The 22,622-nt window shown below is 73.8% G+C and carries 17 protein-coding genes and 1 pseudogene; 8 read left to right on the top strand and 10 right to left on the bottom strand.

The annotated features are described in order from the left end of the window. Positions 1–84: 84 nt before the first annotated feature. The 5 genes from E0D90_RS01455 to E0D90_RS01435 all read left to right on the top strand — a co-directional run bounded on the left by E0D90_RS01455 (position 85) and on the right by E0D90_RS01435 (position 4,978). A complete protein-coding gene (locus tag E0D90_RS01455; RefSeq protein ID WP_438827358.1) occupies positions 85–1,179 on the top strand; it encodes a multicopper oxidase domain-containing protein in 1,095 nt (364 codons plus the stop codon). Positions 1,180–1,466: 287 nt separating this feature from the next. Then, entirely contained in the window at positions 1,467–2,318 is an 852-nt protein-coding gene (locus E0D90_RS01450; RefSeq protein ID WP_130796329.1) for a metallophosphoesterase family protein, read from the top strand. Further along, entirely contained in the window at positions 2,315–2,980 is a 666-nt protein-coding gene (locus E0D90_RS01445; protein ID WP_130796328.1) for a 4'-phosphopantetheinyl transferase family protein, read from the top strand. The genes E0D90_RS01450 and E0D90_RS01445 overlap by 4 nt, the downstream gene beginning before the upstream one ends. A 154-nt stretch (positions 2,981–3,134) precedes the next feature. After that, positions 3,135–3,932: an aminotransferase class IV family protein gene (locus E0D90_RS01440; protein ID WP_130796327.1), complete on the top strand. Its 798-nt coding sequence runs from the start codon at positions 3,135–3,137 to the stop codon at positions 3,930–3,932. Positions 3,933–4,042: 110 nt separating this feature from the next. Continuing rightward, complete coding sequence (locus E0D90_RS01435) at positions 4,043–4,978, top strand: LLM class F420-dependent oxidoreductase (protein ID WP_130796326.1); 936 nt, start codon at positions 4,043–4,045, stop codon at positions 4,976–4,978. A 71-nt stretch (positions 4,979–5,049) separates the two neighbouring features. Here E0D90_RS01435 and E0D90_RS01430 read toward each other — a convergent pair whose 3' ends face one another. Beyond that, positions 5,050–7,032 (bottom strand): AfsR/SARP family transcriptional regulator, encoded by a 1,983-nt coding sequence (locus E0D90_RS01430; RefSeq protein ID WP_130796337.1) that lies wholly within the window; start codon positions 7,030–7,032, stop codon positions 5,050–5,052. Between the two features lie 140 nt (positions 7,033–7,172). On the opposite strand from E0D90_RS01430, the pseudogene E0D90_RS01425 reads away from it, so the two are divergent. The 3 genes and pseudogenes from E0D90_RS01425 to E0D90_RS01415 all read left to right on the top strand — a co-directional run bounded on the left by E0D90_RS01425 (position 7,173) and on the right by E0D90_RS01415 (position 11,534). After that, positions 7,173–8,053: pseudogene (locus E0D90_RS01425) on the top strand (alpha/beta hydrolase). A gap of 195 nt (positions 8,054–8,248) precedes the next feature. Beyond that, a complete protein-coding gene (locus E0D90_RS01420) occupies positions 8,249–9,421 on the top strand; it encodes a WxL protein peptidoglycan domain-containing protein (protein WP_103500389.1) in 1,173 nt (390 codons plus the stop codon). A gap of 136 nt (positions 9,422–9,557) precedes the next feature. Continuing rightward, on the top strand, positions 9,558–11,534 hold the full coding sequence (locus E0D90_RS01415) for a purple acid phosphatase family protein (RefSeq protein ID WP_130796325.1): 1,977 nt from the start codon (positions 9,558–9,560) through the stop codon (positions 11,532–11,534). A 97-nt stretch (positions 11,535–11,631) separates the two neighbouring features. On the opposite strand, the gene E0D90_RS01410 is transcribed toward E0D90_RS01415, so the two are convergent. The 9 genes from E0D90_RS01410 to E0D90_RS01375 form a co-directional block, all read right to left on the bottom strand. Further along, entirely contained in the window at positions 11,632–12,174 is a 543-nt protein-coding gene (locus E0D90_RS01410; RefSeq protein ID WP_130796324.1) for a methylated-DNA--[protein]-cysteine S-methyltransferase, read from the bottom strand. Continuing rightward, positions 12,171–13,589, bottom strand: a complete 1,419-nt coding sequence (locus E0D90_RS01405) for a hypothetical protein (protein WP_130796323.1) — start codon at positions 13,587–13,589, stop codon at positions 12,171–12,173. Before E0D90_RS01405 ends, E0D90_RS01410 begins: the two co-directional genes overlap by 4 nt. Next, a complete protein-coding gene (locus tag E0D90_RS01400) occupies positions 13,586–14,866 on the bottom strand; it encodes a JmjC domain-containing protein (protein WP_130796322.1) in 1,281 nt (426 codons plus the stop codon). The genes E0D90_RS01405 and E0D90_RS01400 overlap by 4 nt, the downstream gene beginning before the upstream one ends. After that, positions 14,863–16,206, bottom strand: a complete 1,344-nt coding sequence (locus E0D90_RS01395) for a hypothetical protein (RefSeq protein WP_130796321.1) — start codon at positions 16,204–16,206, stop codon at positions 14,863–14,865. Before E0D90_RS01395 ends, E0D90_RS01400 begins: the two co-directional genes overlap by 4 nt. Beyond that, entirely contained in the window at positions 16,203–18,197 is a 1,995-nt protein-coding gene (locus E0D90_RS01390) for a DUF4135 domain-containing protein (RefSeq protein WP_130796320.1), read from the bottom strand. The genes E0D90_RS01395 and E0D90_RS01390 overlap by 4 nt, the downstream gene beginning before the upstream one ends. Before the next feature lie 208 nt (positions 18,198–18,405). Next, on the bottom strand, positions 18,406–18,573 hold the full coding sequence (locus E0D90_RS26440; RefSeq protein WP_157996794.1) for a hypothetical protein: 168 nt from the start codon (positions 18,571–18,573) through the stop codon (positions 18,406–18,408). A gap of 669 nt (positions 18,574–19,242) precedes the next feature. Next, positions 19,243–20,424 carry an ABC transporter ATP-binding protein gene (locus E0D90_RS01385; RefSeq protein ID WP_227869911.1) on the bottom strand — a complete coding sequence of 394 codons (1,182 nt, stop codon included), beginning with the start codon at positions 20,422–20,424 and terminating at the stop codon, positions 19,243–19,245. Then, positions 20,421–21,608 carry an ABC transporter ATP-binding protein gene (locus E0D90_RS01380; RefSeq protein ID WP_130796319.1) on the bottom strand — a complete coding sequence of 396 codons (1,188 nt, stop codon included), beginning with the start codon at positions 21,606–21,608 and terminating at the stop codon, positions 20,421–20,423. The genes E0D90_RS01385 and E0D90_RS01380 overlap by 4 nt, the downstream gene beginning before the upstream one ends. Then, the gene (locus E0D90_RS01375; protein ID WP_103502681.1) at positions 21,608–22,609 is read right to left on the bottom strand and encodes an ABC transporter permease; all 1,002 of its coding nucleotides are present in this window, start codon (positions 22,607–22,609) and stop codon (positions 21,608–21,610) included. Before E0D90_RS01375 ends, E0D90_RS01380 begins: the two co-directional genes overlap by 1 nt. Positions 22,610–22,622 lie beyond the last annotated feature (13 nt).

The following is a 22,622-nucleotide window of genomic DNA, read 5'->3' as shown; positions in this document are numbered from 1 at the left end:
TTGTGCCGCGTCCCTGGGGTCGAGAGGCACCCGGTGCCCGGCTCAATCTCGTTACAGTCACGCGGAGTTCAGCTGATGAATGCCATGGCGGGCGATAGCGGCAACCGATCGGACAAGCCGGGCGCGGAGAACGGGCGCGGGGTGGGGAGACGTTCGCTCTTCCTGGGTGCGGCGGCGATGGCGGGCGCCGCGTCACTGACCGGCGCCGCGCCCGCGAACTCGGACCCGGGCACCGCCCCCCGGGCCCGCGCCCGCAACCAGGTCCGGAACATGAAGCTCTACATCGAGCGGCTGGCCGACGGCCAGATGGGCTACGGGCTGGAACCCGGCAAAGCCACCATCCCCGGGCCGCTCATCGAGATGGTCGAGGGCGACACCCTCCACATCGAGGTGGAGAACCTCATGGACGTGGACGCGAGCCTCCACGTGCACGGCGTCGACTACGAGATCACCAGCGACGGCACCCGGATGAGCCGCAGTCACGTCCCGCCCGGGCAGAAGCGCACCTACACCTGGCGCACCCACACCCCGGGCACCCGGGCCGACGGCACCTACCGCGAGGGCAGCGCCGGCTACTGGCACTACCACGACCACGTCGTCGGCACCGACCACGGCACCGCGGGCGTCCGCAACGGCCTGTACGGCCCCCTGGTGGTCCGGCGCGACGGCGACCTGCTGCCCGACGACACCTTCACCATCGTCTTCAACGACATGCTCACCAACAACCAGCGCGTGGGCCCGGACTTCGAGGCCACCATCGGGGACCGGCTGGAGATCATCTCCATCACCCACGGTGAGCTGTACCACACCTTCCATGTGCACGGGCACCGCTGGGCGGACAACCGCACCGGCATCCTCACCGGCCCGGACGACCCGAGCCGCGTCATCGACAACAAGATCTGCGGACCGGCCGACTCCTTCGGCTTCCAGATCATCGCCGGTGAGGGCGTGGGCCCGGGCGCCTGGATGTACCACTGCCACGTCCAGAGCCACTCCGACATGGGGATGGCCGGGCTGCTGCTGATCGCCAAGGAGGACGGCACCATCCCCGGCTACGAACCGCACCACCCCGACCACCCGCACGCCGACGAGCAGTCCGGTGGTGAGCACTCCACCGACGAGCGGTCCGGTGACGCGACGGGGGAGGACGACGAGCACGCGGGCCACGCCCACCACTGAGCCACGCCGGCCGGCGCACGCGGTCTCGGCCGCCGGGCGGGCGGGGGCACGGCCACGCCCCGCCCACCCGACGCCCGAACGGGCCCGCGCCCGGCCCTCGCGGCGCTTGGCCGGGCCCTGGCCGGGCGTGGACCGAACACTGTCCGCAGCGGTGGCCCCACTGTCACCCGGTGCCCGTGCCCGTGCCCGCTGCACGGCGGGCGCACGGCGGAGGCGGCCCGCGGTGGCCGGAACCGCCCACCCGGCGTCTCTCCGGCGGGCGGGAACCGATCGTCTAACCTGACAGGGTGGTTGAGACAGCAGGAGTGATACGCGCGGTCAGTGACCTGCACATCGCCTACCCGGAGAACCGGCGGATCGTCGAGGAGCTGAAACCCGGCTCCCCGGACGACTGGCTGATCGTCGCCGGTGACGTGGGCGAGCTGATGGAGGACATCGAGTGGGCCCTGACCCTGCTGCGGGACCGGTTCGCCAAGGTGATCTGGGTCCCCGGCAACCACGAACTGTGGAAGGTCAAGCAGGAGACCCACCCGCTGCGCGGCGTCGAACGCTACGACGCCCTGGTCGAGATGTGCCGCGGGCTCGGCGTCCTCACCCCAGAGGACCCCTTCCCGGTGTGGACGGGAGCGGGCGGACCGGTGCGGATCGCCCCGCTGTTCGTCCTCTACGACTACACCTTCCTCGCCCCCGGGACCACCAACCGTGAGGACTCCCTCGCCAAGGCGTACGAGGCCGGGATCGTCTGCACCGACGAGTACTTCCTCGACCCCGCGCCCTACCCCAGCCGTCAGGCGTGGTGCGCCGCGCGCGTCGCCGAGAGCGAGCGGCGGCTGGCGGAGGTCGCCGGCGATCTGCCGCTGATCCTGGTCAACCACTGGCCGCTGGTGCGCAAACCGACCGAGGTGATGACGCACCAGGAGTTCGTCCAGTGGTGCGGCACGGTACACACCGCCGACTGGCACACCCGCTTCGGCGCCGAGCTGGTGATCTACGGACACCTCCACATCCCCCGGCGCACCGTCTACGACGGCGTCCCGTTCGAAGAGGTCTCGATCGGCTACCCGCGTGAGTGGCGCCGCTTCGGGCTTCGTTCCGACCTCGCCCGTCAGATCGTCCCCCGACGTGAGGTGGCCCCGTGATCGGCGACATCCTGCCCGCGGCCGTGCGCTGGTCGCAGTCGTTCACCGACCGCGGGGACGTCGAGCTGTTCCCCGAGGAGCGGGCCGTGATCGCCAACGCGGTCGCCAAGCGCCAGGCCGAGTTCACCACGGTGCGAGCCTGCGCCCGGGAGGCACTGGCCGAGCTCGGCCACGCGCCTTCCCCGCTGATCCCGGGAACCCGTGGCGCCCCCGGCTGGCCCGACGGCGTCGCGGGGAGCATGACCCACTGCCTGGGCTACCGCGCGGCCGTGGTCGGGCACGCTCATGAGATCGCCGCCGTGGGGATCGACGCCGAGCCGCTGCAGCCGCTCCCCGACGGGGTGCTGGAGGCCATCTCGCGCCCCGAGGAACGGACCGTCCTGGCCGCGCTCACCCACTCCGGGGCCGTGTCCCCGATCGCCTGGGACCGGGTGCTGTTCAGCATCAAGGAGTCCATCTACAAGGCGTGGTACCCGGTGACCGGCAAGCCGCTGGACTTCCCCGAGGCGTCCGTCCGGATCTCCCCGGACGGAACCTTCACCGCCCGCCTCCTCGTCCCCGCCCCACAGCTCGACGGACGGCCGCTGACCGGCTTCGACGGCCGCTGGACCACCGGCAACGGCCTGGTGGTGACCTCCATCGTCGTCCAGCGGGCCGGCTGACCACCCCCGCCCGCCGTCGCCCGCTCCGGACTGCTCCGGACCGCTCCGGACCGCTCCGGACCGACCCACCCGGTCCGGAGCGTCGCGCGCGTCCGTGCCTCCGCGTGTCCCGTGCGTCCGTGCGTCCGTGCGTCCGTGCGCGACGATGGCGGTCATGAACGCCACCACTGAGATCGCCACCGGCGAACTGAACGGCGGCCCGGTCGACCCCGGGGCGCTGCGCACCCTCGCCCTGACCAACTACGGCCACTTCACCACCATGCTCGTCGAGGACGGCCGGGTCCGGGGGCTGGAGCTCCACCTGCGACGCCTCGCCCGGGACTGCCGAACCCTCTTCGGGACCGCGCTCGACACCGAGCGCGCACGCCACTGGGCGCGACGGCTCGCCCCCGGCCCCGGGCGCCGGATCCTCCGTCTCACGGTGTTCGACCCGGCCCTCGACCTCGGTCGGATCGCCGCCGGCGCCGCCCCCGCCGTCCTCGTCACGGCACGGCCGGCGGCGCCGGACCCTCCCGGGCCGCTGCGGGTGCGCACCGCCGTGCATCTGCGCGACCTTCCCGAGGTGAAGAGCGTCGGCCTCTTCGGCGCGCTGCGCCACCGCCGCGCGGCGCAACGGGACGGCTTCGACGACGTGCTCTTCACCGACCGGGAGAGCTCCGTCTCCGAGGGCGGTACCTGGAACATCGGCTTCGTCCGGGGCGACCGCGTCCTGTGGCCGGACGCGCCCTGCCTGACCGGTACGGCGATGGAACTGCTGCGGGATGCCGGCAATCCGCGCACCGCGCCCGTCTCTGTCGGCGAACTCGGAGACTACGAGGCTGTGTTCGCCACCAACGCGGTGACCGGCGTCCGTCCCGTCACGCTGATCGACGACCTCCGGTTCCCCGCCGCGCACCCGACGATCCGCCGCCTCGCCGCCACTTACCGGGAGCTGCCCACCACCCGGCTGTGACCGGGCACGGCACGGCCCCCGTCCGCGCTCCGTGCCCCGCGCTCCGCGAGACGGCTCTCACCGGCCTGCCACGGGCCGGCGGTCGTGGCCCGGTGTAGCAGGATGGGGCCATGGACCTGCGCATCTTCACCGAGCCCCAGCAGGGGGCGTCCTACGACACGCTGCTGACGGTCGCGAAGGCGACCGAGGACCTCGGATTCGACGCCTTCTTCCGCTCCGACCACTATCTGGCCATGGGCGACGCGGACGGGCTGCCCGGCCCCACCGACGCCTGGATCACCCTCGCCGGACTGGCGCGCGAGACCAGCCGGATCCGCCTCGGTACCCTCATGACCGCCGGCACCTTCCGGCTGCCGGGCGTGCTCGCCATCCAGGTCGCGCAGGTGGACGCGATGTCCGGCGGCCGCGTCGAACTCGGCCTGGGCGCGGGCTGGTACGAGCGCGAGCACACCGCCTACGGCATCCCCTTCCCGGAGGAGAAGTTCCCCCGGCTGGAGGAGCAGCTGGCCATCGTCACGGGGCTGTGGGGGACCCCGGCGGGGGAGAGCTTCAGCTACGAGGGAGAGCACTACCAGGTACGGGACTCCCCGGCGCTGCCCAAGCCCGCCCAGGAGCGCGTCCCGGTGCTGATCGGCGGCCTCGGAGCCCGGCGCACCCCACGCCTGGCGGCCCGCTACGCCACCGAGTTCAACATCCCGTTCGCGTCCGTCCAGGACAGCGAGCGGCAGTTCGGCCGGGTCCGCGAGGCCGCCCGCGAACAGGGACGCGATCCACGGGATCTCGTGTACTCCAACGCGCTGGTGGCCTGCGTCGGCAAGGACGACGCCGAAGTCGCCCGGCGCGCGGCGGCGATCGGCCGGGACGCCGCCGAGCTGCGGGAGAACGGCCTGGCCGGTTCACCCGCCGAGGTCGTCGACGCGATCGGGCGGTACGCGGAGATCGGCGCCTCCCGGATCTACCTCCAGATCCTCGACCTGCACGACCTGGACCATCTGGAGCTGATCGCCGCACAGGTCCAGCCCCAGCTGGCCGGCCTGGGCGGCTGACGGGCGTCCTCCCGCCGGGCGACTCGTGGCGCCGCCCGGCGGGGAGGACGGCCGTCCCGCCGGGCGGTCCGTCACCGGCCGTCGGCAAGTGCTTCCAGATCCCGCAGCTGTTGGCCTACCGGGCCCAGGGTGATCATGCCGCTACCGGCCGCGTGCTCGGCCGCCGCCGGCCGCAGGCTCTCCACGGCGCGCCGAGCGGTGGCGCGGTCGCCCACCAGCAGGGCCGCCCGCCCGAGCAGCGACCACAGGACCTCGGTGAGGAGATCTCCCGGCGGTGCGGCAACCCCACGCAACGCCTCACGCGCGGTATCGGTCCGTCCCTCGGACGCCAGCAGCAGGGGACGCACCCACGGCTCGTACGGCCCCCAGCACGCGTCGCTGTCGGCGACGACGGGCCGCCCGTGCAACACGTCGACGCTCAGCAGGGCCAGCGGAAGCAGCCCCTCCCGGACCCCGGGCATGCCCGCGTCCTTCAGCGGCTCGGCCGCCCGCCGGTACGCCGCCTGTGCCGCCTCGGGCGGTTCCCGGACAGCCGTGCGCAGCGCTCGGTACCAGCCGGTGAAGACGCCGACCAGCGGCAGCTCGTGCCGCAGTGCCAGCTCGTCGGCCGCTCCGGCGTGCCGGTCCGCTCCGGCGAGGTCCGCCAGCGCGCACCGCGCCTGGACGCGCACCAGGTGACCCAGGACCGCGTACCGGGCCAGGCCGTTGCGTTCCGCGAGCTCCAGTACCTCTGCGCCGATCGCGTCGCGCCGGGCCGCCAGCCCCGTCCTGGTGAAGGTCTGGAGGTAGGTGCCGTTGAGCGCGTAGGCCAGCAGCGCCGCGTCGTCCAGGCCGCGGGCCAGCTGCTCGGCCTGCCTGGCCGCCCGCCGTGCACGCGCGCCGGTGCCCGCGGGGTCGGCCCCCGGAGGAGGGGTGCCCCGTGACTCGACGGCCACGGTGGCCAGCAGTCGGCACCTGGCCGCCTCGTGCCCCGTGGCCGGCAGCTGCCTCAGGGTGCGGTCGGCCACGCCGACCAGCCACCGGGCCTGTTCCGGATCGTCGGAGCGGGTCCAGACGGCGGGCACGTCGTAGACGCCGATGACCCGTGCGGTCAGCTCCGGGTCACCGAGCCGTTCCGCCGCCGCGACCGCCGCCACCCGGTGCCTGCGTGCCGACTCCAGCCCGCCGCCGCCGGTGACGGCGAGATCCCGCATCAGCCCGGCGGTGGACTCCAGCCTGGTGCCCGCACGGGGCGCGACCGCCCTCTCGTAGGCGGCGGTCGCCTCGGCCCATACCCGGTCCGTCGTGTCGCCGCCCGGGCCCAGGTGGTCCGCCTGCCGCAGAACGTCCTCCTCCAGGCGGCGCAGCCGGGGGCCGGGGTCCACTCCCAGTTCCTCGCGGAGCATCGTCCGCGCCCGGCGGGAGACCGAGAGCGCGTCGGCCTGCCTGCCCGCGCGGTAGAGGGCCAGGGCGAGCAGCCGCCAGCCCTCCTCGCGCCAGGGGTGCTCGGCCACATGCGCGTCCAGCTCGGCCGCCACCTCGGCCGCGGACCCCAGCGTGACGCGGGCCTCCGCGTACCGCTCGACCGCGTGCAGGCGCAGGTCGGTCAGCCTGGAGCGGTCAGGGCGGGCCCAGGCGGAGTCGCCGAAGTCGGCGTAGGCGGGGCCACGCCACCGCTCGAGTGCTTCGCCTAGGCGGGCGGCGACCAGCCCGGGCGGCGCGTCCTCCACGTCGCGGGTCACCTGCTCGAACCACCAGGCGTCGACCTCGTCCACCCCGGCCCGCAGGGCGTATCCGGGGCCCTCGGTGACCAGCAGGCGGGCCGGTGCCCGCGGCGGCCGGCCGGGCTCCAGCGACCTGCGGAGCGCCGAGACGAAGGTACGGACCGCGCCGACGGCGTCGCTGGGCGGCTCGTCCCACAGGTCCGCCACCAGACGGGCGACGGGCACGACGCGGCGCCGGGCCACGATCAGCCGGGCCAGCACGGCGCGGTGCCTGGGGCCGCGCAGGGCCAGTGGCCTGCCGTCGCCGTCCCAGGCGGTGACCGCCCCCAGCACCCCGAACTCCACGCCCATGTCCGCGGCCGCCTTCCCGTGCCCGTCCGCGGCACGCTCGCTCATCGAACGCTCATCCGGCGGCCCGAGGGTGGAGACACCGGCCGACGGCACCGCCGCCGGACCGGCCGCTCACCTGAACGACCGGAACGAGGCACACCATGGCACAGACGATTCCCGGATTCGCCCACCACCGCGTGACCGTCGCCGACGGTGTGGAACTGTGGGCGGCCGTCGGCGGGTCCGGCCCGCCCGTGGTCCTGCTGCACGGCTTTCCGCAGACACATCTGATGTGGCGCCACGTCGCCGCGGACCTGTCGGCGGACCACACCGTGATCTGCCCGGACCTGCGCGGCTACGGCGACAGCGACAAGCCGCGCGAGGAGGGGCCGGACACCTACTCCAAGCGCACCATGGCGGCCGATGTCGTCGCCCTGGCGGGCGCTCTCTCGGCCATCAGCGCTTCGCGCTGGCCGGCCACGACCGCGGAGCGCTCGTCGCCTTCCGCGCCGGGCTGGACCACCCGGGCACCGTCACCCACCTGGCCTGCCTGGACGTCCTGCCGACGCTCGACATGTGGGAGGCGCTGCACGGCACGACCGCCGCGGTCGGGTTCCACCTGTATCTGATGGCACAGCCACCCGGACTTCCCGAACGGATGATCGAAGCCGACCCCGACGCCTTCTTCGGCCACTTCCTCGACACCTGGACCCACAGCCCGGACGCCGTCCCGGCGGATGTCCGCGCCGTGTATCTGGAGGCGTGCCGTAACGCCGTCCCATCCATCGTGGCCGACTACCGGGCGTCCGCGGGGCCCGATGTGGCGCACGACCAGGCAGACCGCGCCGCCGGGAACCGGCTGTCGATGCCGGTCACGGTGCTGCAGCAGGACTGGGGCGCCGCCCTCGGCTACGAGGCGGCAGCGCTCTGGGGCGCCTGGGCGGCCGACCTACGCCACTCCACCGTCTCGTGCGGGCACTTCATGGCCGAGGAGGCGCCCGCCGACGTCGCCACCGCGCTCCGGGAGCTGATGGCGCGATAGGCGAGGGGCGGTGTCCCGGGCCGCGGTGGGATCGGACGGCGCACGGTGGGAAGGGGGCCGTTCGCGTGGACGGCGGTCACCCGGCGTTCATCGGAACGGGAGGCGGGGCGGCGGCGGACGTTCACCGTCCCTGCCTAGCGTGCCGGGCGTGCCCCGGGGCAGCCGCCCCGGCCGATCCCGACAGGACACGCCGCCATGCGCCTCGCCCTCCGACCAGCAGCCGGCCCGGCTCGCACACCGCTGCGCCGCGGGCGGCGAACGCCCACCGCCCGGACGCCCGGGGCACGGACATCCACCGCCCGGACGTCCGCCGCGACCGGCCTGGCCCTGCTGCTCGCCCTCCTGGCGGGGCCGGCCGGTGCCGCCACGGCTCAGCCGCCGTCGGCCGGGTACTCCCGCCAGCAGCAGGAGGCCGACTCCCGCCTCACCTGGGGCGTGGTACCCGCCGGGGAGGACGGTGCGGACGGCCGGGTCTCACTCCGGCTGGAGGCCGAACCCGGCTCGGCACACCGTGACTTCGTGGAGGTCACCAACTTCTCCGACCGCCCCGTGACCTTCTCCCTGACCGCGTCGGACGGGGTGATCGTGGACTCGGGGGAGTTCGACCTGCTGCCGCGGTCGGAGGAACCGGTCGGTGGCGGCTCCTGGATCACGATCCAGGAGGAACTCTCACTGGACGGGCGCAGCAGTGCCGTGGTGCCGTTCACCCTGGAGGTGCCGCACGACGCGCTCCCCGGCGACCACCCCGGCGGGATCGCCGTGTCCGTCCTCACGACGGGTGAGGACGATCGGGGCAACGCGGTGGCGCTGGACGCCCGAGTCGGTGTGCGGACGCATCTGCGGGTGGCCGGGGAACTCGCCCCGCGGGTCGAGCTGACCGACGTCCGGGCCACGTACCGGACCTCCTGGAACCCCTTCCGGCCCGGAACGGTCGAGGTCTCCTGGACGGTCGCCAACACCGGCAACGTCCGGCTCGGTTCGGCCCAGGACGTCGAGGTCGCCGGCCCGTTCGGCCTCGGGTCCGCCACCGGCCCGGCGGTCGCCGAGCAGCGCGAGGTGCTTCCCGGCGGGAACGGCACGGAGGAACGGTACGCGGCGGAGGTCTGGCCGCTGGGCCGGCTCTCCGCCCAGATCACGGCGGAACAGCGCACCGTCGGTGAGGACGTCGTCGAGGCGGCGCTGCGCGACGCCCACGCGCGGGCCCGTGTCATCGCGGTGCCCTGGCCCCAACTTGGCCTGCTGGCGCTGGTGCCGCTCACCGTCGTGGCCCATCGGTGGCGCCGTCGCAGGCAGCGCGAGCGGCTGGCCGAGGCGGTCGCCGCTGCCCGCGCCGATCAGGCGCCGTCCCCGGAGATCCCTTCCCCGTAGCACTCCGCACGTGCCGTCGGTGGCGCGTTCATCTGACACCGACCCGACCGTCACACGTCGTTGGGTCCGCATTGGCGACCGGCTGACAAGGTGCGATGCGACGACGTTCACGTCACCCACACAGTGAAGGAACACCATGCGCACTTCTGCGATGCGGCGCGGCCACGGATGGCTCGCCGGCGCGGTCACGGCCGGGCTGCTGGCAACCGCCGGTGCCGCGCCCGCCGTTGCGTCCGAAGCCACCACGGCGGCGGTCGCCGGCTCCCCCGAGCGGGTCATCCTCAATCCGACCGCCGACCCGACGACCTCCCAGACCGTCACCTGGCGCTCGGTCGGGGTCTCCGCCGACCTCACCGCGGTCGTCGAACTCCGGCACCCCGACGGCCGGGTGGAGAAGGTCCTGGCGTCGCCCACCAAGGACATGACGCTCCCCGGCGGCCCCGCCGTCACCTTCTCCGCGACCCTCACCGGACTGGCCCCGTCCACCGGCTACGCCTACCGGCCGATCAGCGGCGAGCGGGCCGGCGAGTGGAACTCCTTCACCACCGCGGCCGACTCCGACGAGCCCTTCACCTTCACCTGGTACGCCGACGGCCAGAACGACCTGACGGAGAAGTGGACCCCGATCGTCGAGCTGACCTCCCGGGCCTTCCCCAACTCCGAACTGACCCTGCAGTCCGGTGACCTCATCGACCGCTCCGTGGAGAACGAGTGGGAGGAGTGGTTCACCATCACCGGCGGTGAGCGGCAGACCGAGAACTGGCTGCCCGCCATCGGCAACCACGAGTACAGCCAGGACCCGGCCGCCGACTTCTGGGACGCCGGCTTCACCGTGCCGGACAACGGGCCCCGGGTGCCTGCCGACGCCTCCGAGAAGGACCGGCCCTACCTGGAGATCATCACCGAGCACTTCCGCAACCAGGTCTACTACAGCGACTACCAGGGTGTCCGTTTCGTCCAGCTGAACTCCCACACCGTCGGCCAGAACGCCGTCCAGAACGAGCAGGGTGTCACCCTCCCCGCCCTGTCCACCGCCGAGTGGCGCAGCCTCTACTTCGGAGTCCAGGCCGAATGGCTGGACCGCGTCCTCGCCGAGGAGGACGGCAACTGGACCGTGGTGACCTACCACCACCCGGCCTACTCGGTCTCCGCCGGCCGCGACAACGCGGAGGTCCGCGCCAACTGGGTGCCGGTCATCAAGAAGCACGACGTGGACCTGGTGCTCTCCGGGCACGACCACACCTACGCCCGGGGATACCTGGACAGCGACCGCACCGACGACCCCGGCGTCACCGACGGCCCCGTCTTCGTCGTCTCCAACTCCGGCCCGAAGTACTACAACCTGGCCCCGGTCGACGACAACGTCTGGGTGAACAACGGCGCCACGCAGGTGGTGCGGCACGCCCAGACCTCCATCACCTCCGGTCTGCGCGTCACCCCGGACAGCATCTCCTACGAGGCGATCGTGGCCCAGAAGGGCGGCAGCCCGACCACCGGCCTGGAGCTGGGCGAGACCATCGACTCCTTCACCGTCTCCCGTCACGCCGACGGCTCCAAGAGCGTGACCGAGGGCATCGAGCGCCGGGTCGCCACCGGCCTCGCCGACGGCGCGGCGGAGCCCGTCGACGGCGACATCGTGGTCGAGGCCGTCGTCCCCGACCGGGAGATCGAGCCCGGCGCGCTGACCCTGACCATCGCCGGCGAGGGCGAGGTCGTCTCCCTCGGCGAGGCCCGCGACGGCGGCGACCGCTGGTCCTTCGGCGCAGACCTGCCGACCCTGTCCGTCACCGACACCCGCTACGAGGCGGCCGGCTGGTCCGTGACCGGCGGCGCGGGCGACCTCACCGGCACCGGCGGCCGCCTCTCCGCCGGCTACCTCGGCTGGAACCCGCTCGTCCTCAACGGTGCCACCGCCGACGGCGGCCCGAACGTCCCCGGACTGCTCAACGGCGGTGAGGGGCTGGCCGGTTCGCACCGTCTCGCGGTCGCCGACGACCACTCCCGCTGGGGCACCACCGACCTCTCCGCCGACCTGGTGCTGGACGTGCCCGCGTCCACGCGACAGGGCAGCTACCGCGGCGCGGTGCACGTCTCGCTCTTCCCGGTGGACTGAACCCCGCCGCTCCCCCTGGTACGGCCGAACCCGGTGGGCCGCCACGCCTGTAGAGGTGTGGCGGCCCACCGCCGCGACGGCACCGTCCGGCCTCCGCTCACCGAGTGGCGTCGGCCCCGGGCCGCTCGGGCCGCACGGAGCCGGCGCGTTCGAGCTCCAGCAGTCGCCGCTTGCGCGCCATCCCGCCTCCGTAACCGGTCAGGTCTCCACGCGCGCCCACGACCCGGTGGCACGGGACGATGACGCCGATCGGGTTCCTGCCGTTGGCCAGTCCCACGGCCCGCGCGGCGGTCGGCCGTCCGATCCGCTCCGCGAGCTGCCCGTAGGAGACGGTCCGCCCGTACGGGATCTCCAGCAGCGCCTCCCACACCGTGCGCTGGAACGGCGTACCCCGCAGGCCGAGCGGCAGGTCGAAGACGGTGCGGCGCCCCGCGAAGTACTCCTCCAGCTGCTCCCGCGCCCGGTGGAACGGCCGCGTGTCCGGTGCACCGAAGAGCTCCTCGGAGGGACGGTAGAGCTGCCGTTCCATGTAGAGGCCGACGAGCCGGCCGTCCTCGGCGACGAGCGTCAGCGGACCGCAGGGGCTGTCCGTCACGGTGTGCACGCGGCGCCCCGCGGAGGTGGTGCTGCTGGTGGTCATGGTGTGTCCCTGGTGACGGCCCGGTCGCACACCCCGGGCGACGGCGGCCGGGCCGACGCCGTCAGCGCCGTGAGCAGCAGGGCTTCCCCGCACAGTGGGCGGGAGGACGGCCGGAGGAGCCGGGCGGAGGCGCCGTGTGACGCGTTCGGCGTGGGCGGGCCGGGCGTCACCTCCCGTGCCGGTGCCGCCGTCAACCGCGTCGTCCGGGTGTCGGCGGCGCCCGGGGCGACGGTCAGCGCGCGCAGGCGGTCCAGCGCCCGGAGCAGCGGCAGCACTCCGGCGCTGCCCGGCGGCGCGCCCAGCGTCTCGTTCAGCTCGCGGGCCGTGACCGGAGCCGAGGCCGACGTCAGCCGCTGGTGCAGCAGCGCGGGGACGCGGCCGCTGAGCGGCAGGAGGTGGCCGTTGACCGCCCAGAGGGTGCGCCCGGGGCCGTCGCCCAGGTGCACGATCTCGCCGCTCAGCCGCACGGGGGTGCCGGCGGTCAGCCCGGACGCGGGAGCGGGGGCCGGGGCGGGCTCCAGCCCTGCGGCCGAGCGCCGGGCCGCCCACCGGGCCCGTAGCGTGCGCTCGACCGCGTCGCCGTGGACCAGCGCCTTGGTCAGCTCGCCGATCGCGGTAGGTCCGGGGGTCGTGTCCGTGGTGCCCGCCGTGTCCGCCGTGCCCGTCGTGTCCGTGGTGGCGGCCGCGAGGTCGCCCAACTGGTTCTTCACCGCCGCCAGTGCCGCCCGGTACTGGGCGGGGAGCGAAAGCCGCAGTGCCAGGGTGGCGGGTCCGTACCGCTCCGCGTTGCGCAGCCCGGCGGGTCGGTAGAGCAGGTCGCCCGCCGACCCTGTCTGCGGTGGAGTTCCGGGGCCAGGGGCCGCGGTCTCCGCCGGGTCGGTGAACTCCACCGTCACCGTGCCGCGCACCACCCAGAGCAGCACCGCCTCGCCCGACGGCAGCGCGCGGTGGCAGCGGACCGTGCCGTTCGCGAGGACGATCTCGGTCGTCAGGGGCAGCGCCGGCCACCCGACCGACTCCCACAGCCCGCGCAGGGCCCGCCGTACCGCGCGCCAGGCCCCGACATCCAGCCCCAGCGCGTGCCGGACCTCGCACCGCCACTCCGTGCCCGTTCCCAGGACGCCGTCCACGCGTTCGGCGTAGCCGAGCGGTCCCCGGTCCCCGCCGCCCGGGAGGAGTGTGCCGGGCTCCTCCACCATGCCGTCCGCGGCGTGGAAATCGGCGCGCGCCGCCGCCGGGCCGATCTGGGCCGAAGCGGAGCGGCGGGCGCCGGAGACCGCCGCGGCGAACACCCCCTCGACGCCCAACGAGGCGGCGCCGCCCATGAGTCGGGCCGGTGTCCGGTCCCAGGCACGCACCACCGGTGCCCAGCGCTCGCGTTCGTCGCGTGGGCACGGCGGACCGGCCGGTGTCATGGGGCGGCCTGGGTGGCGGCGTCCCCGTCTCCGGTGCCCGGCGGGCCGAGGGCCGTCAGCGCGCGGAACCCCACCAGCACCCGCAGCAGGGCGCGGGCGTCCTCACGGTGCTCCGGAGCCAGGTCGAGGAGGGTGCCGACCCGCCGTACCCCGGCGCCGGGTTCGAGCGCGGCGAGCAGCCGCACCAGCACCGGGGGCGGCAGCCGGGTGGCGGTCACCAGCCCGCTCGCTGCACACAGCACGGAGTGGCCGCCCCGCGCCCAGCGAACCGGCTCCCGCGCGCACACCTCGGCGCGGTCCGGCAGGGCGACGGGCGCCGGGGCCGGCGCGGGGGCCGGGCGGAACCCGCCGGCCGTGGCGTACTCCAGCGCGAGCGCCGTGCGGCGGTCCGGTCCCTGGCGCTCGCCGGTGAGCCGGCGGACCGACTCCAGGGCGTCGCGCAGCACCGGCGGCAACTCGTTCTCACCGCCGGGTGGTTGATGAAGCGCGGTGGCCGGCGGGCTCGATGCCTGGCGGGCCGGGGCCAGCAGGTCGGGCAGGGAGAAGGTGGAGTAGGGGATCTCGCGCGGCACACCGATGTTGACGCTGATGGCGGGCCGGTCGGAGAGGTCGCTCTCACCGACGTGGTAGTACGACGCGGGCCAGTACAAGAGGTCGCCGGGCTCGGCCTCCGCGGTGAACGAACTCGGCAGGTGGCGCTCGTAGTCGACCACCGTGGAGACCTGGTGCTCCCAGGGCCGCCGGTGCCAGAACCGCATGCGCTTGCGGCCCTCGAGGGCGAACATGAACGTGGCGTAGCGGTCCTTGTGGACGCCGACCGGCGAGTGGCTGTAGTTGCCGTGGAACAGGGTGGTGATCGCGCCGGTCAGCGGCTGCCCGACCCGGCTCCACAGCCCCGCGTAGAAGGCGCGTTCCCGCTGCCAGAGCGGATGGTGGTGCGTGTGGAAGCCGGAGATCACCAACGAGTGTCGCTCACCGTGGAGTTCGTCCCGCATCCGCCGGGCGTAGCCGTCCCAGGAGCCGTCCTCGGCGCGGGGCAGCCTGCCCATGGGGGAGAGGGGGTGGTTGCGGCCCACGCCGAACTCCACCCCCGGCGGCATGGAGTGACCCCGGCCGTCCTCGCAGGCGGCGACGGCGCACGCGAACACCTCGTCGCGCGTGAACGGCGGGCTGGCCACCCCCTTGAACAGCACCGGCCCCCGGTCCCAGTGCCGCGCCGCGAAGGTGTCCCAGTCCAGGGCGCCGAGAACGGTGAGCGGGCCGGTGGTGACCGTCATCGGAGGGCTCCCCGCTGATCGTCGGTGGTGAGGGCACGCAACCGGTGGAGGGTGCGCAGCAGCGACAGCACGGCGGTGCTGCCCGCCGGGGCGCCGAGCCGCTGGGCGAGTTCGCGTGCGGTCACCGGGCCCTGGGCGGTGGCGAGTTCGTGGTGGAGCCGCGCGGGTGTGCCACCGCCGAGCGGGAGCAGGTGGCCGTTGACCGCCCATACGCTCCGGCCGGGGCCGTCGGCGAGTTGGATGATCTCCGCGATGCGGCGGACCGGGGTGTCCTCGTCCAGCGGGGAGTCACGGGCCGGGGGCGGGGGCGGTTCCAGGCCCCCGGCCGAACGGCGCGCCGCCCACTGGTGCCGCAGCAGCCGTTCCAGGTCCGGCCCGGCGGCGAGTTCGTGCAGCAGAGAGGCGGCTTCGGTCAGCGCCTCGGGCACGGTCACCGGGTCGGCCGCGGCGGCGGGGAAGTGGACGAACGGGACGGTGCCCCCGGTGCCCTCGTCGGGCCGCCGCTCTCCGGCGGCCCAGGTCAGCACCTCCCGCAGCAGCTCCTCGGCGTCCCGCGCGCCGGCGGGGACCGCGACCCGCAGGGTCCGGCAGCCCTCGCCGTGCAGTTCCTCGGAGCGGTACCCGGCCGGCCAGTGCAGCAGTTCACCCGCCACGCCGCGCAGCCGGTGGTGGGGGCGGTCCTCGGTGGCCGGTGCGTCGGCGCCCGGCCGACGTTCGCCCTCGTCCTCCCGCCGGAGCTCGACGTCCAGCGAGCCGTCGAGCACCCACAACAGGACGGCGGAGCCGGGAGGTCCCGGGAAGCCCGTGGTCCGCCGGTAGCGCTCGCCGGCGGTCAGCTCGGCGGTGACCGGCAGCGGTGGCTGGCCCACCTCGTCCCAGATAGAGCGCAGTTGGGCGCTGACCGCCGACCACCACCTGTACTCGTGGGTGAAGGGGTTCTCCAGGGTCAGCAGCCAGCCGGCGCCGTTCAGACGCTCGTTGACGCGGCGGCGGTAGTGGGCGTGGTCGTCGTCGGTGTCCTCGGGCAGCAGCCGGCCGGGTACCACGATGCGACCGGCGGTGGTGAAGAACCGCGCCCGGGTGAGGACATGGGCCTGTGTGCCGTCCCGGAACGGTTCGCCGACGGTCACGGCGCAGCGATGGGCGTCCGCAGCCGACAGGGCCGAGGGAACGGCCAGCACCTCGGGTCCGCGTCCCCAGTGGTGGCGGAGCAGCCGTGCCCGCCCGGCCGCCGTGGACGTGCCGGAGCCGGCGGTCGCGTCGGCGGGCGCACCGGCTTCGGCGATGGGCACCGCGTCGTCGCGGTGGCCGGGGCGGTTGGGGCCGGTCGTCGCGTTCATGGTGTGGCGACCTCCTCGGTCGGGCGGCTGAGCGTGTCGAGTCGCAGGCGCAGCCGGTTCGGTTCCCACTGGTAGGTGATCCGACGCCCGGCGGCCGGCCAGTCGAACGCGACCTGGCCGTGCTGCGGCCCACGCAGCTCCAGGCGCACCCCGTGGCCGAGCTCCTCGATGACCGTGTGACCGTCCAGGTGGGGGAGTTGGTGCCGTACGTGCTCGACGGCGTCCCGGAGCGCGATGCCGAGCCCGGCCAGGGTCAGCCGGTCGCCGCCGGCGACGGAGGCGACCGGTGGCAGCACGCTCGCGAAGGGGGAGTCGACATCGGCGGGCCGGACGTCGAAGGAGGCCGGGGGCGGCTCCATCGCCAGCAGCGGGCCGCCGTCGGCGCTGCGGAAGAAGTACGGGACGTCGCCACGGAGAAGCTGCCGCAGCTCGTCGGGACCGAACACCGGGCTGCCGCCGGAGGTGCCGGACGGGCCCGGCGCAGCAGAGGGTGCCTGTGCCCGGTCCGGCGCCCCGGGCGCGGCGGCCGGTGGCACACCGGGGGCTTCGGACGGCCAGAGCCAGGCGTCGAGCGCGCCCGCGTAGTGGGCGGTCCGCCGGGGGATGACCCGTACGTACTGGCCGGCCGCCCGGTCGGCGATGAACTCCCGCACCGCGTCGCGGTGCCGGACGAGATGGGTCCAGCCGTCGAACATGCCGCGCAGCAGGGCCGGCAGGTAACCGGCGTACCCGGTACGGCCCGTGGTGTCGCCGACCACCGACCGGGTGGAGGTGCGGGCGACCGCGCCGCGCCGACGGTGGAGCTCCAGCCCGCCGTCGTCCGCGCGGAGCCAGTACAGCACCGGGCCGGTCGGGGCGCACCAGCGCGCGTCGGTCTCCAGGCCCACGTGGTGCCAGGCGTCGTCGGCGGCGTCGGGCAGCAGCCCGGTGGCGGTGAGCCCGCCCAGCCCGGCGAGGTACGCCTCGGTGTCCACCGCGTACAGCAGCGGTTCGTCGCCGGGCCGGGCGCCGGCGAGCACGTTGTCCCCGTTGAGGTCGGCGATGCCCAGGCCGAACGCGGTGGCCGCGAAGGCCCCGGCACGGTGCCAGAAGCGGCGGGCGTCGGCCGGCTCCAGCACGGTGCCGGTCAGCCGCCAGCCGTTCTCCTCGCGCAGGGTCCCCTGCTGGGCGGGTGGGTCGATCCACTCCTGCCAGCTGTGGCCGGAGGCGTCGCCGGTGCCGTGCCACACGCGCAGGGTGGGCAGCCGGACGGGACCGGAGGCGGGGGGAAGGGAGGTGAGCAGCGCGAACAGTGAGCCGTCCTCGCCGACGAGCAGCTCCTCCCCGGTCGCGGGGCGCGGCTTGTAGGCAGCGTGGCCACCGCCCGCGAGGCCGACGCGCAGCACCCGCTGCCCGCCGTTGTGGGTCTCCTCGCCGTTGGCCCACAGTGAGGTGACCGGGCCCTGCCAGCGGGCGCCGGACGGCCAGCCCGGCGCGCCCAGGTCACGGCCCAGCCGGTCCAGGAAGAGATCGAGGAAGGCCAAGTACTGGGCGGCGCGGTGCTCGGCGTAGCGGGCGGCGGTGCCGGGGTCGCCCGCCGCGCAGGCCGCGAAGATCTCGCCGGTGACCGCGCCGAACAGTCCGGTGTCGGTGACGTCGAGGACGTGTGGCGCCAGGACGGCGGAATGCCGGGGCGCGGTGCGGGCGCAGTAGCCGTCGAAGCGGTCGATCGCCGCACGCAGCGGTGCGAACCGTTCCCCGGCGAGCAGCAGTCCGATCCCGGCCGCTTCGTCCGGTCCGGTCAACTCCCTTTCGTGGACGAGCATTCCGCCGGGGCCCGAGGTGAGGACGGGCGGGATGGCGCCGGGCGCGCCCGAGGTGCGCACCAGCTCCGTCAGGCGCCGGAGCGCGCTGACCCGGCCGGGCGCCGCGCCGGCCGGAGTGGTCTGCCGGGGTGCGGTGGCCGGCGCGTCGGGAAGCCGGAGCAGGGGCGGGTGGGGAGCGTTGTTCATTCGCGTGGTCCGTGACGTCGCGGGGATGTTCCGGCCTCGGGGGCGCGGGTGCGGGCGTCGGCGCCGGGGCGCCGCACGGCCGGGCCGGGCCGGCCTCGTCCCGCCGGCGCTGCGGGGTGGGCGGCGGGGCCCCGGGCCAGCCGTGCCCGGGGCCCCTGGTCCGTCGCCGCGTCCGCGCCCGGGCGGACCGCCCGGGCGCGGAGGTGGTTCAGACTGCGGCGATGCAGCAGTAGTGGCTGCTGCAGGTGCCCGGGTGACCCACCGAGAACATGGAGGTGGTCTGCCCCTCGGGCAGTTCGGTCTCCAGTTCACCGACGACGAGGTCGAAGGCGTCGATCCCGGTCACCGGCTCGGTGAACTCCTGGGGTGCTGCCATGCTGATCACTCCTCACAGGTCGGGAAGCCCGCCGGATGACCGTCCGGGCGTGCCGGAGTCGCCCGCTGGCGGGCGGCGGGTCCGGGGCTTCCGTGGTGGGGTGGCCGTCGCCTGGCCCGGGTTCGTGGGAACGCCGGGCGCGTCGGTGCGGCCGTCTGTGCGATGTCACGTGACGGCGGCAAGACTCGCAGTCAATTCGCGAAAGCGTCAAGCGGAATGCGAAAGGCCCGGTGCGGGTGGCGAAATAGCTGCCCGGTGCTGCCCGTGAATATCGTGGTTTCGGAGTGGATACAGGAAGAAGTCGGTCCGCCGGTTGTCCTGTTTCGTAGCGAGTGTCCCGGCTTCATCCGGCTGAAAACAGCCCGTGAGCTGGAGTGATGTCCGGTCGCGGGTGCGCGGCGCGTCCGCTGGGCCGAAAGTCTGCGTATCCGCAGCGTATCAACAGAAGTGAATTCCGGGGCCCTTCCGTCCCGATGGGTATCAAGTGCGTGGCGCCACGGTGACTTCAGGTTTAGTCGTGGACCGAAGGATATCCGGAACGGATCCGGAACGGGGCCGAGTCGGTGCCGAGAACGGAATGCGGAGTTCCGGTCGCGCACAGCAGGAAGCCCCGGGCGGATCGCGCCCGGGGCTTCCTCACGCTGCCGGCCGGAGGCCGGTCGACCGCGGTCAGATGACCTTGGTGTCGACCTCCGCGAAGTGGCAAGCGACCGGGTGGCCCATACCGCGGTCCTTCAGTGCCGGTTCTTCGGTGGCGCAGATGTCCTGCGCCTTCCAGCAGCGGGTCCGGAAGCGGCATCCGCTGGGCGGGTCGATCGGGCTGGGGACGTCGCCGGTGAGCACCGTGCGCCGGCGCTTGCGCTCCTTCCGGGGATCGGCCAGCGGGGCCGCCGAGATCAGCGCCTGGGTGTACGGGTGCGAGGGGCTGGTGTACACCTGCTCGCGGGGCCCGGTCTCCACGACCTTGCCGAGGTACATCACCGCGACGCGGTCCGAGATGTGGCGGACCACGGACAGGTCGTGCGCGATGAAGACGTAGGCCAGGCCCAGCTGGTCCTGGAGGTCCTCCAGGAGGTTGACGACACCTGCCTGCACCGAGACGTCCAGCGCCGAGACGGGCTCGTCCAGCACCAGCAGCTTCGGTGCCAGCGCCAGCGCGCGGGCGATGCCGATGCGCTGCCGCTGACCGCCGGAGAACTCGTGCGGGTAGCGGTTGCCGTGCTCGGGGCTCAGGCCGACCAGCCGCAGCAGTTCGGCGACCCGGTCGCGTCCGCCGTCGCGCCAGCGTCCCTGCACCTTCAGCGGCTCGGCGATGATGTCGTTCACCGGCAGCTTGGGGTTGAGCGAGGCCATCGGGTCCTGGAAGACCATGCCGGCGTGGCGGCGGACCGCCTGCATCGGGCCGCGCTTGAGCCCGGTGATCTCCTGCCCGTCGAACCGCACCGACCCGGAGGTCGGCTTGATCAGCTGGAGGATGGCCCGCCCGGTGGTGGACTTCCCGCAGCCGGACTCGCCGACGACGCCCAGCGTCTGGCCCGCGTCCACACTGAAGTTGACCTTGCTGACGGCCTGGACCTGGCCGACGACCCGGCGCAGCACGCCCGAGCCGTATACCGGGAAGTTGACCACCAGGTCGCGGACTTCGAGGAGTTCCTCGCGGTCCTCGGACTTCTTGGCCAGGTCGGTGGCACCGGCCCTGCCGTCGGTGGAGGCGCCACCGGCGGCAGGTCCGGTCCCGTCACCCGCGCCGGCCGTGGCGCCGGTGCCGGTGCTGGTCCCCGCGTCGTTGGCGGTGGGCTCGTCGGCGCTCTCCGCGCCGGCGGGGCCGGTCTTCTCGGAGGTCGCCGTCATCGCCCCTCCTCACTTTCGGTTCCGGCGCCGGCGGGCGGCGCGGTCTCGGGGTCGGCGCGGAAGAACGCCGTGGGGTCCTCCGCCTCCGCCAGCTTGTCGCTGTGGTGGCAGGCGGCCCAGTGTCCCTCGCCGACTCCGGCGAGATCGGGCTCGGACTCCTCGCAGACGTCGGTCGCCAGCGGGCAGCGCGGGGAGAACGGGCAGCCCCGCGGCAGGTGGATCAGCGACGGGGGAGTGCCGGTGATCGGCCGCAGCCGGCTGTCGGTCTCGCCCTCCAGGGAGGGGATGGAGCCCAGCAGGCCGGCGGTGTAGGGCATCCGCGGCTCGTAGAAGATGTGGTCGGTGTCGCCGACCTCCACGGACTTCCCGGCGTACATGACCAGCGTCTTGTGCGCCATGCCGGCGATCACGCCGAGGTCGTGGGTGATCATCAGGATCGCGGCGTTGACCGCGTCCTTGACCTCCAGCAGCTTCTCCAGGATCTGCGCCTGGACGGTCACGTCGAGCGCGGTGGTCGGCTCGTCCGCGATGATCACGTCCGGGTTGTTGATGATCGCCATGGCGATCATCACGCGCTGCCGCATACCGCCGGAGAACTCGTGCGGGTAGGCCCGCAGCCGCTTGTCGGCCTGCGGGATGCCGACCATGTCGAGCATCTCCTTGGCCCGGCCGAGCGCCTGCTTGCGCGGCACCAGGTGGTGGGCGAGGACCGCCTCCGCCAGCTGGTCGCCGACGCTGTGCACCGGGTTCAGCGACGTCATCGGGTCCTGGAAGATCATCGCGATCTTCTCGCCGCGCAGGGCGCGTTGCTGGGCGGGCCGCATGGACAGCAGGTCCTGGCCGCGGTAGGTGATCGAGCCCGAGATCCGGGCGCTCTTGGGGAGCAGCCCCATGAGAGCCATGGACGACACGGACTTGCCGGAGCCCGACTCACCGACGATGCCCAGGACTTCGCGGGCGTGGAGGGTGTAGCTGACTCCGCGCACCGCCTTGACGGCGCCGTCGTCGGTGGGGAACTCCACGGTGAGGTTCTCGACCTTGAGGAGTTCCTCGTCGAGCGGCGGCTTGGCGTCGGCCAGCGTGTAGGCGGTGTGCACCTCTTCGGCGGCCTCGGTCACCGGTTCCGCTGCGGTGGAACCGGTGTTCAGCGTCCCCGAGGTGTTGAGGGGAGGGTTGATGCTCATCAGTCACGCACCCGGTTCTGTCGGGGGTCGAAGGCGTCGCGCAGGCCGTCACCGATGAAGTTGACCGACAGCGCGATGCCGATGATGAAGACACCTGGCCAGTAGAAGAGCCAGGCGCGCGTCATCATCGCGGTCTGGTAGTCGGTGATCAGCCTGCCGAGCGAGGTGTCGGGCGGCTGGACGCCGAGGCCCAGGAAGGACAGCGCGGACTCCAGCAGCACCGCTGCGGCGATGGCGAGCGTCACCGACACGATGATGATGCCGACGACGTTCGGCAGCAGGTGGCGGAAGATGATCCGCTTCGCGGAGGTGCCGACGGAGCGGGCCGCCTCCACGAACTCCTTCTCCCGCAGCGAGAGGACCTCACCGCGCACCAGGCGGGCCGTCTGGGTCCAGGTGACCAGGCCCAGCATGATGCCGAGGAAGACGATGCCCTTGCGGCCGGCCATGGCGGCGACCACGGCGGCGAAGACCAGCACCGGGATGGTGATCATGACGTCGGTGAGGCGCATCAGCACGGCCTCGGTCCAGCCGCGGAAGTAGCCCGCGACCGCGCCGATGACGGTGCCGATGACGGTGGCGACGATGCCGACGAGGAACGCGACGGTCAGCGAGACCTGCGTGCCGCGCATCACCACCGCGAAGTAGTCCCGGCCGATGTCGTCCTGGCCGAAGGGGTGTTCACCCCAGGAGAGGCCGCCACCGCCGAGGAACGACGGCCACAGGCCCAGTGTCGGGCGCCCGCCCTCGACCACGGCGCCGGTGGAGACCGGGTTCTTGTCCCACCAGCCGGGGATGGGCCCCCAGCCGATGGAGGTGGAGGCGAGGCCCAGGATCAGGCCGAACAGCACCATGCCGACCAGCGCGCCCTTGTGCCGGAAGAACCGGCGTACCACGAGCTGGAACTGGGTCCGTGCGACGACGTCCATGCCCTGGGCCGCGTCGGCGGCCGTACCGGGTGTCTGCGTGGTCCCGGCCGGCTGCGCTTTGTTCTTGCGCATCATCTCAAACTCC

Origin of the sequence: Streptomyces otsuchiensis (assembly GCF_004305975.1) — a bacterium.
Classification (GTDB): domain Bacteria; phylum Actinomycetota; class Actinomycetes; order Streptomycetales; family Streptomycetaceae; genus Streptomyces; species Streptomyces otsuchiensis.
Note: the sequence above shows the minus strand (reverse complement) of the source record. Positions and strands in the feature narration are given on the sequence as shown.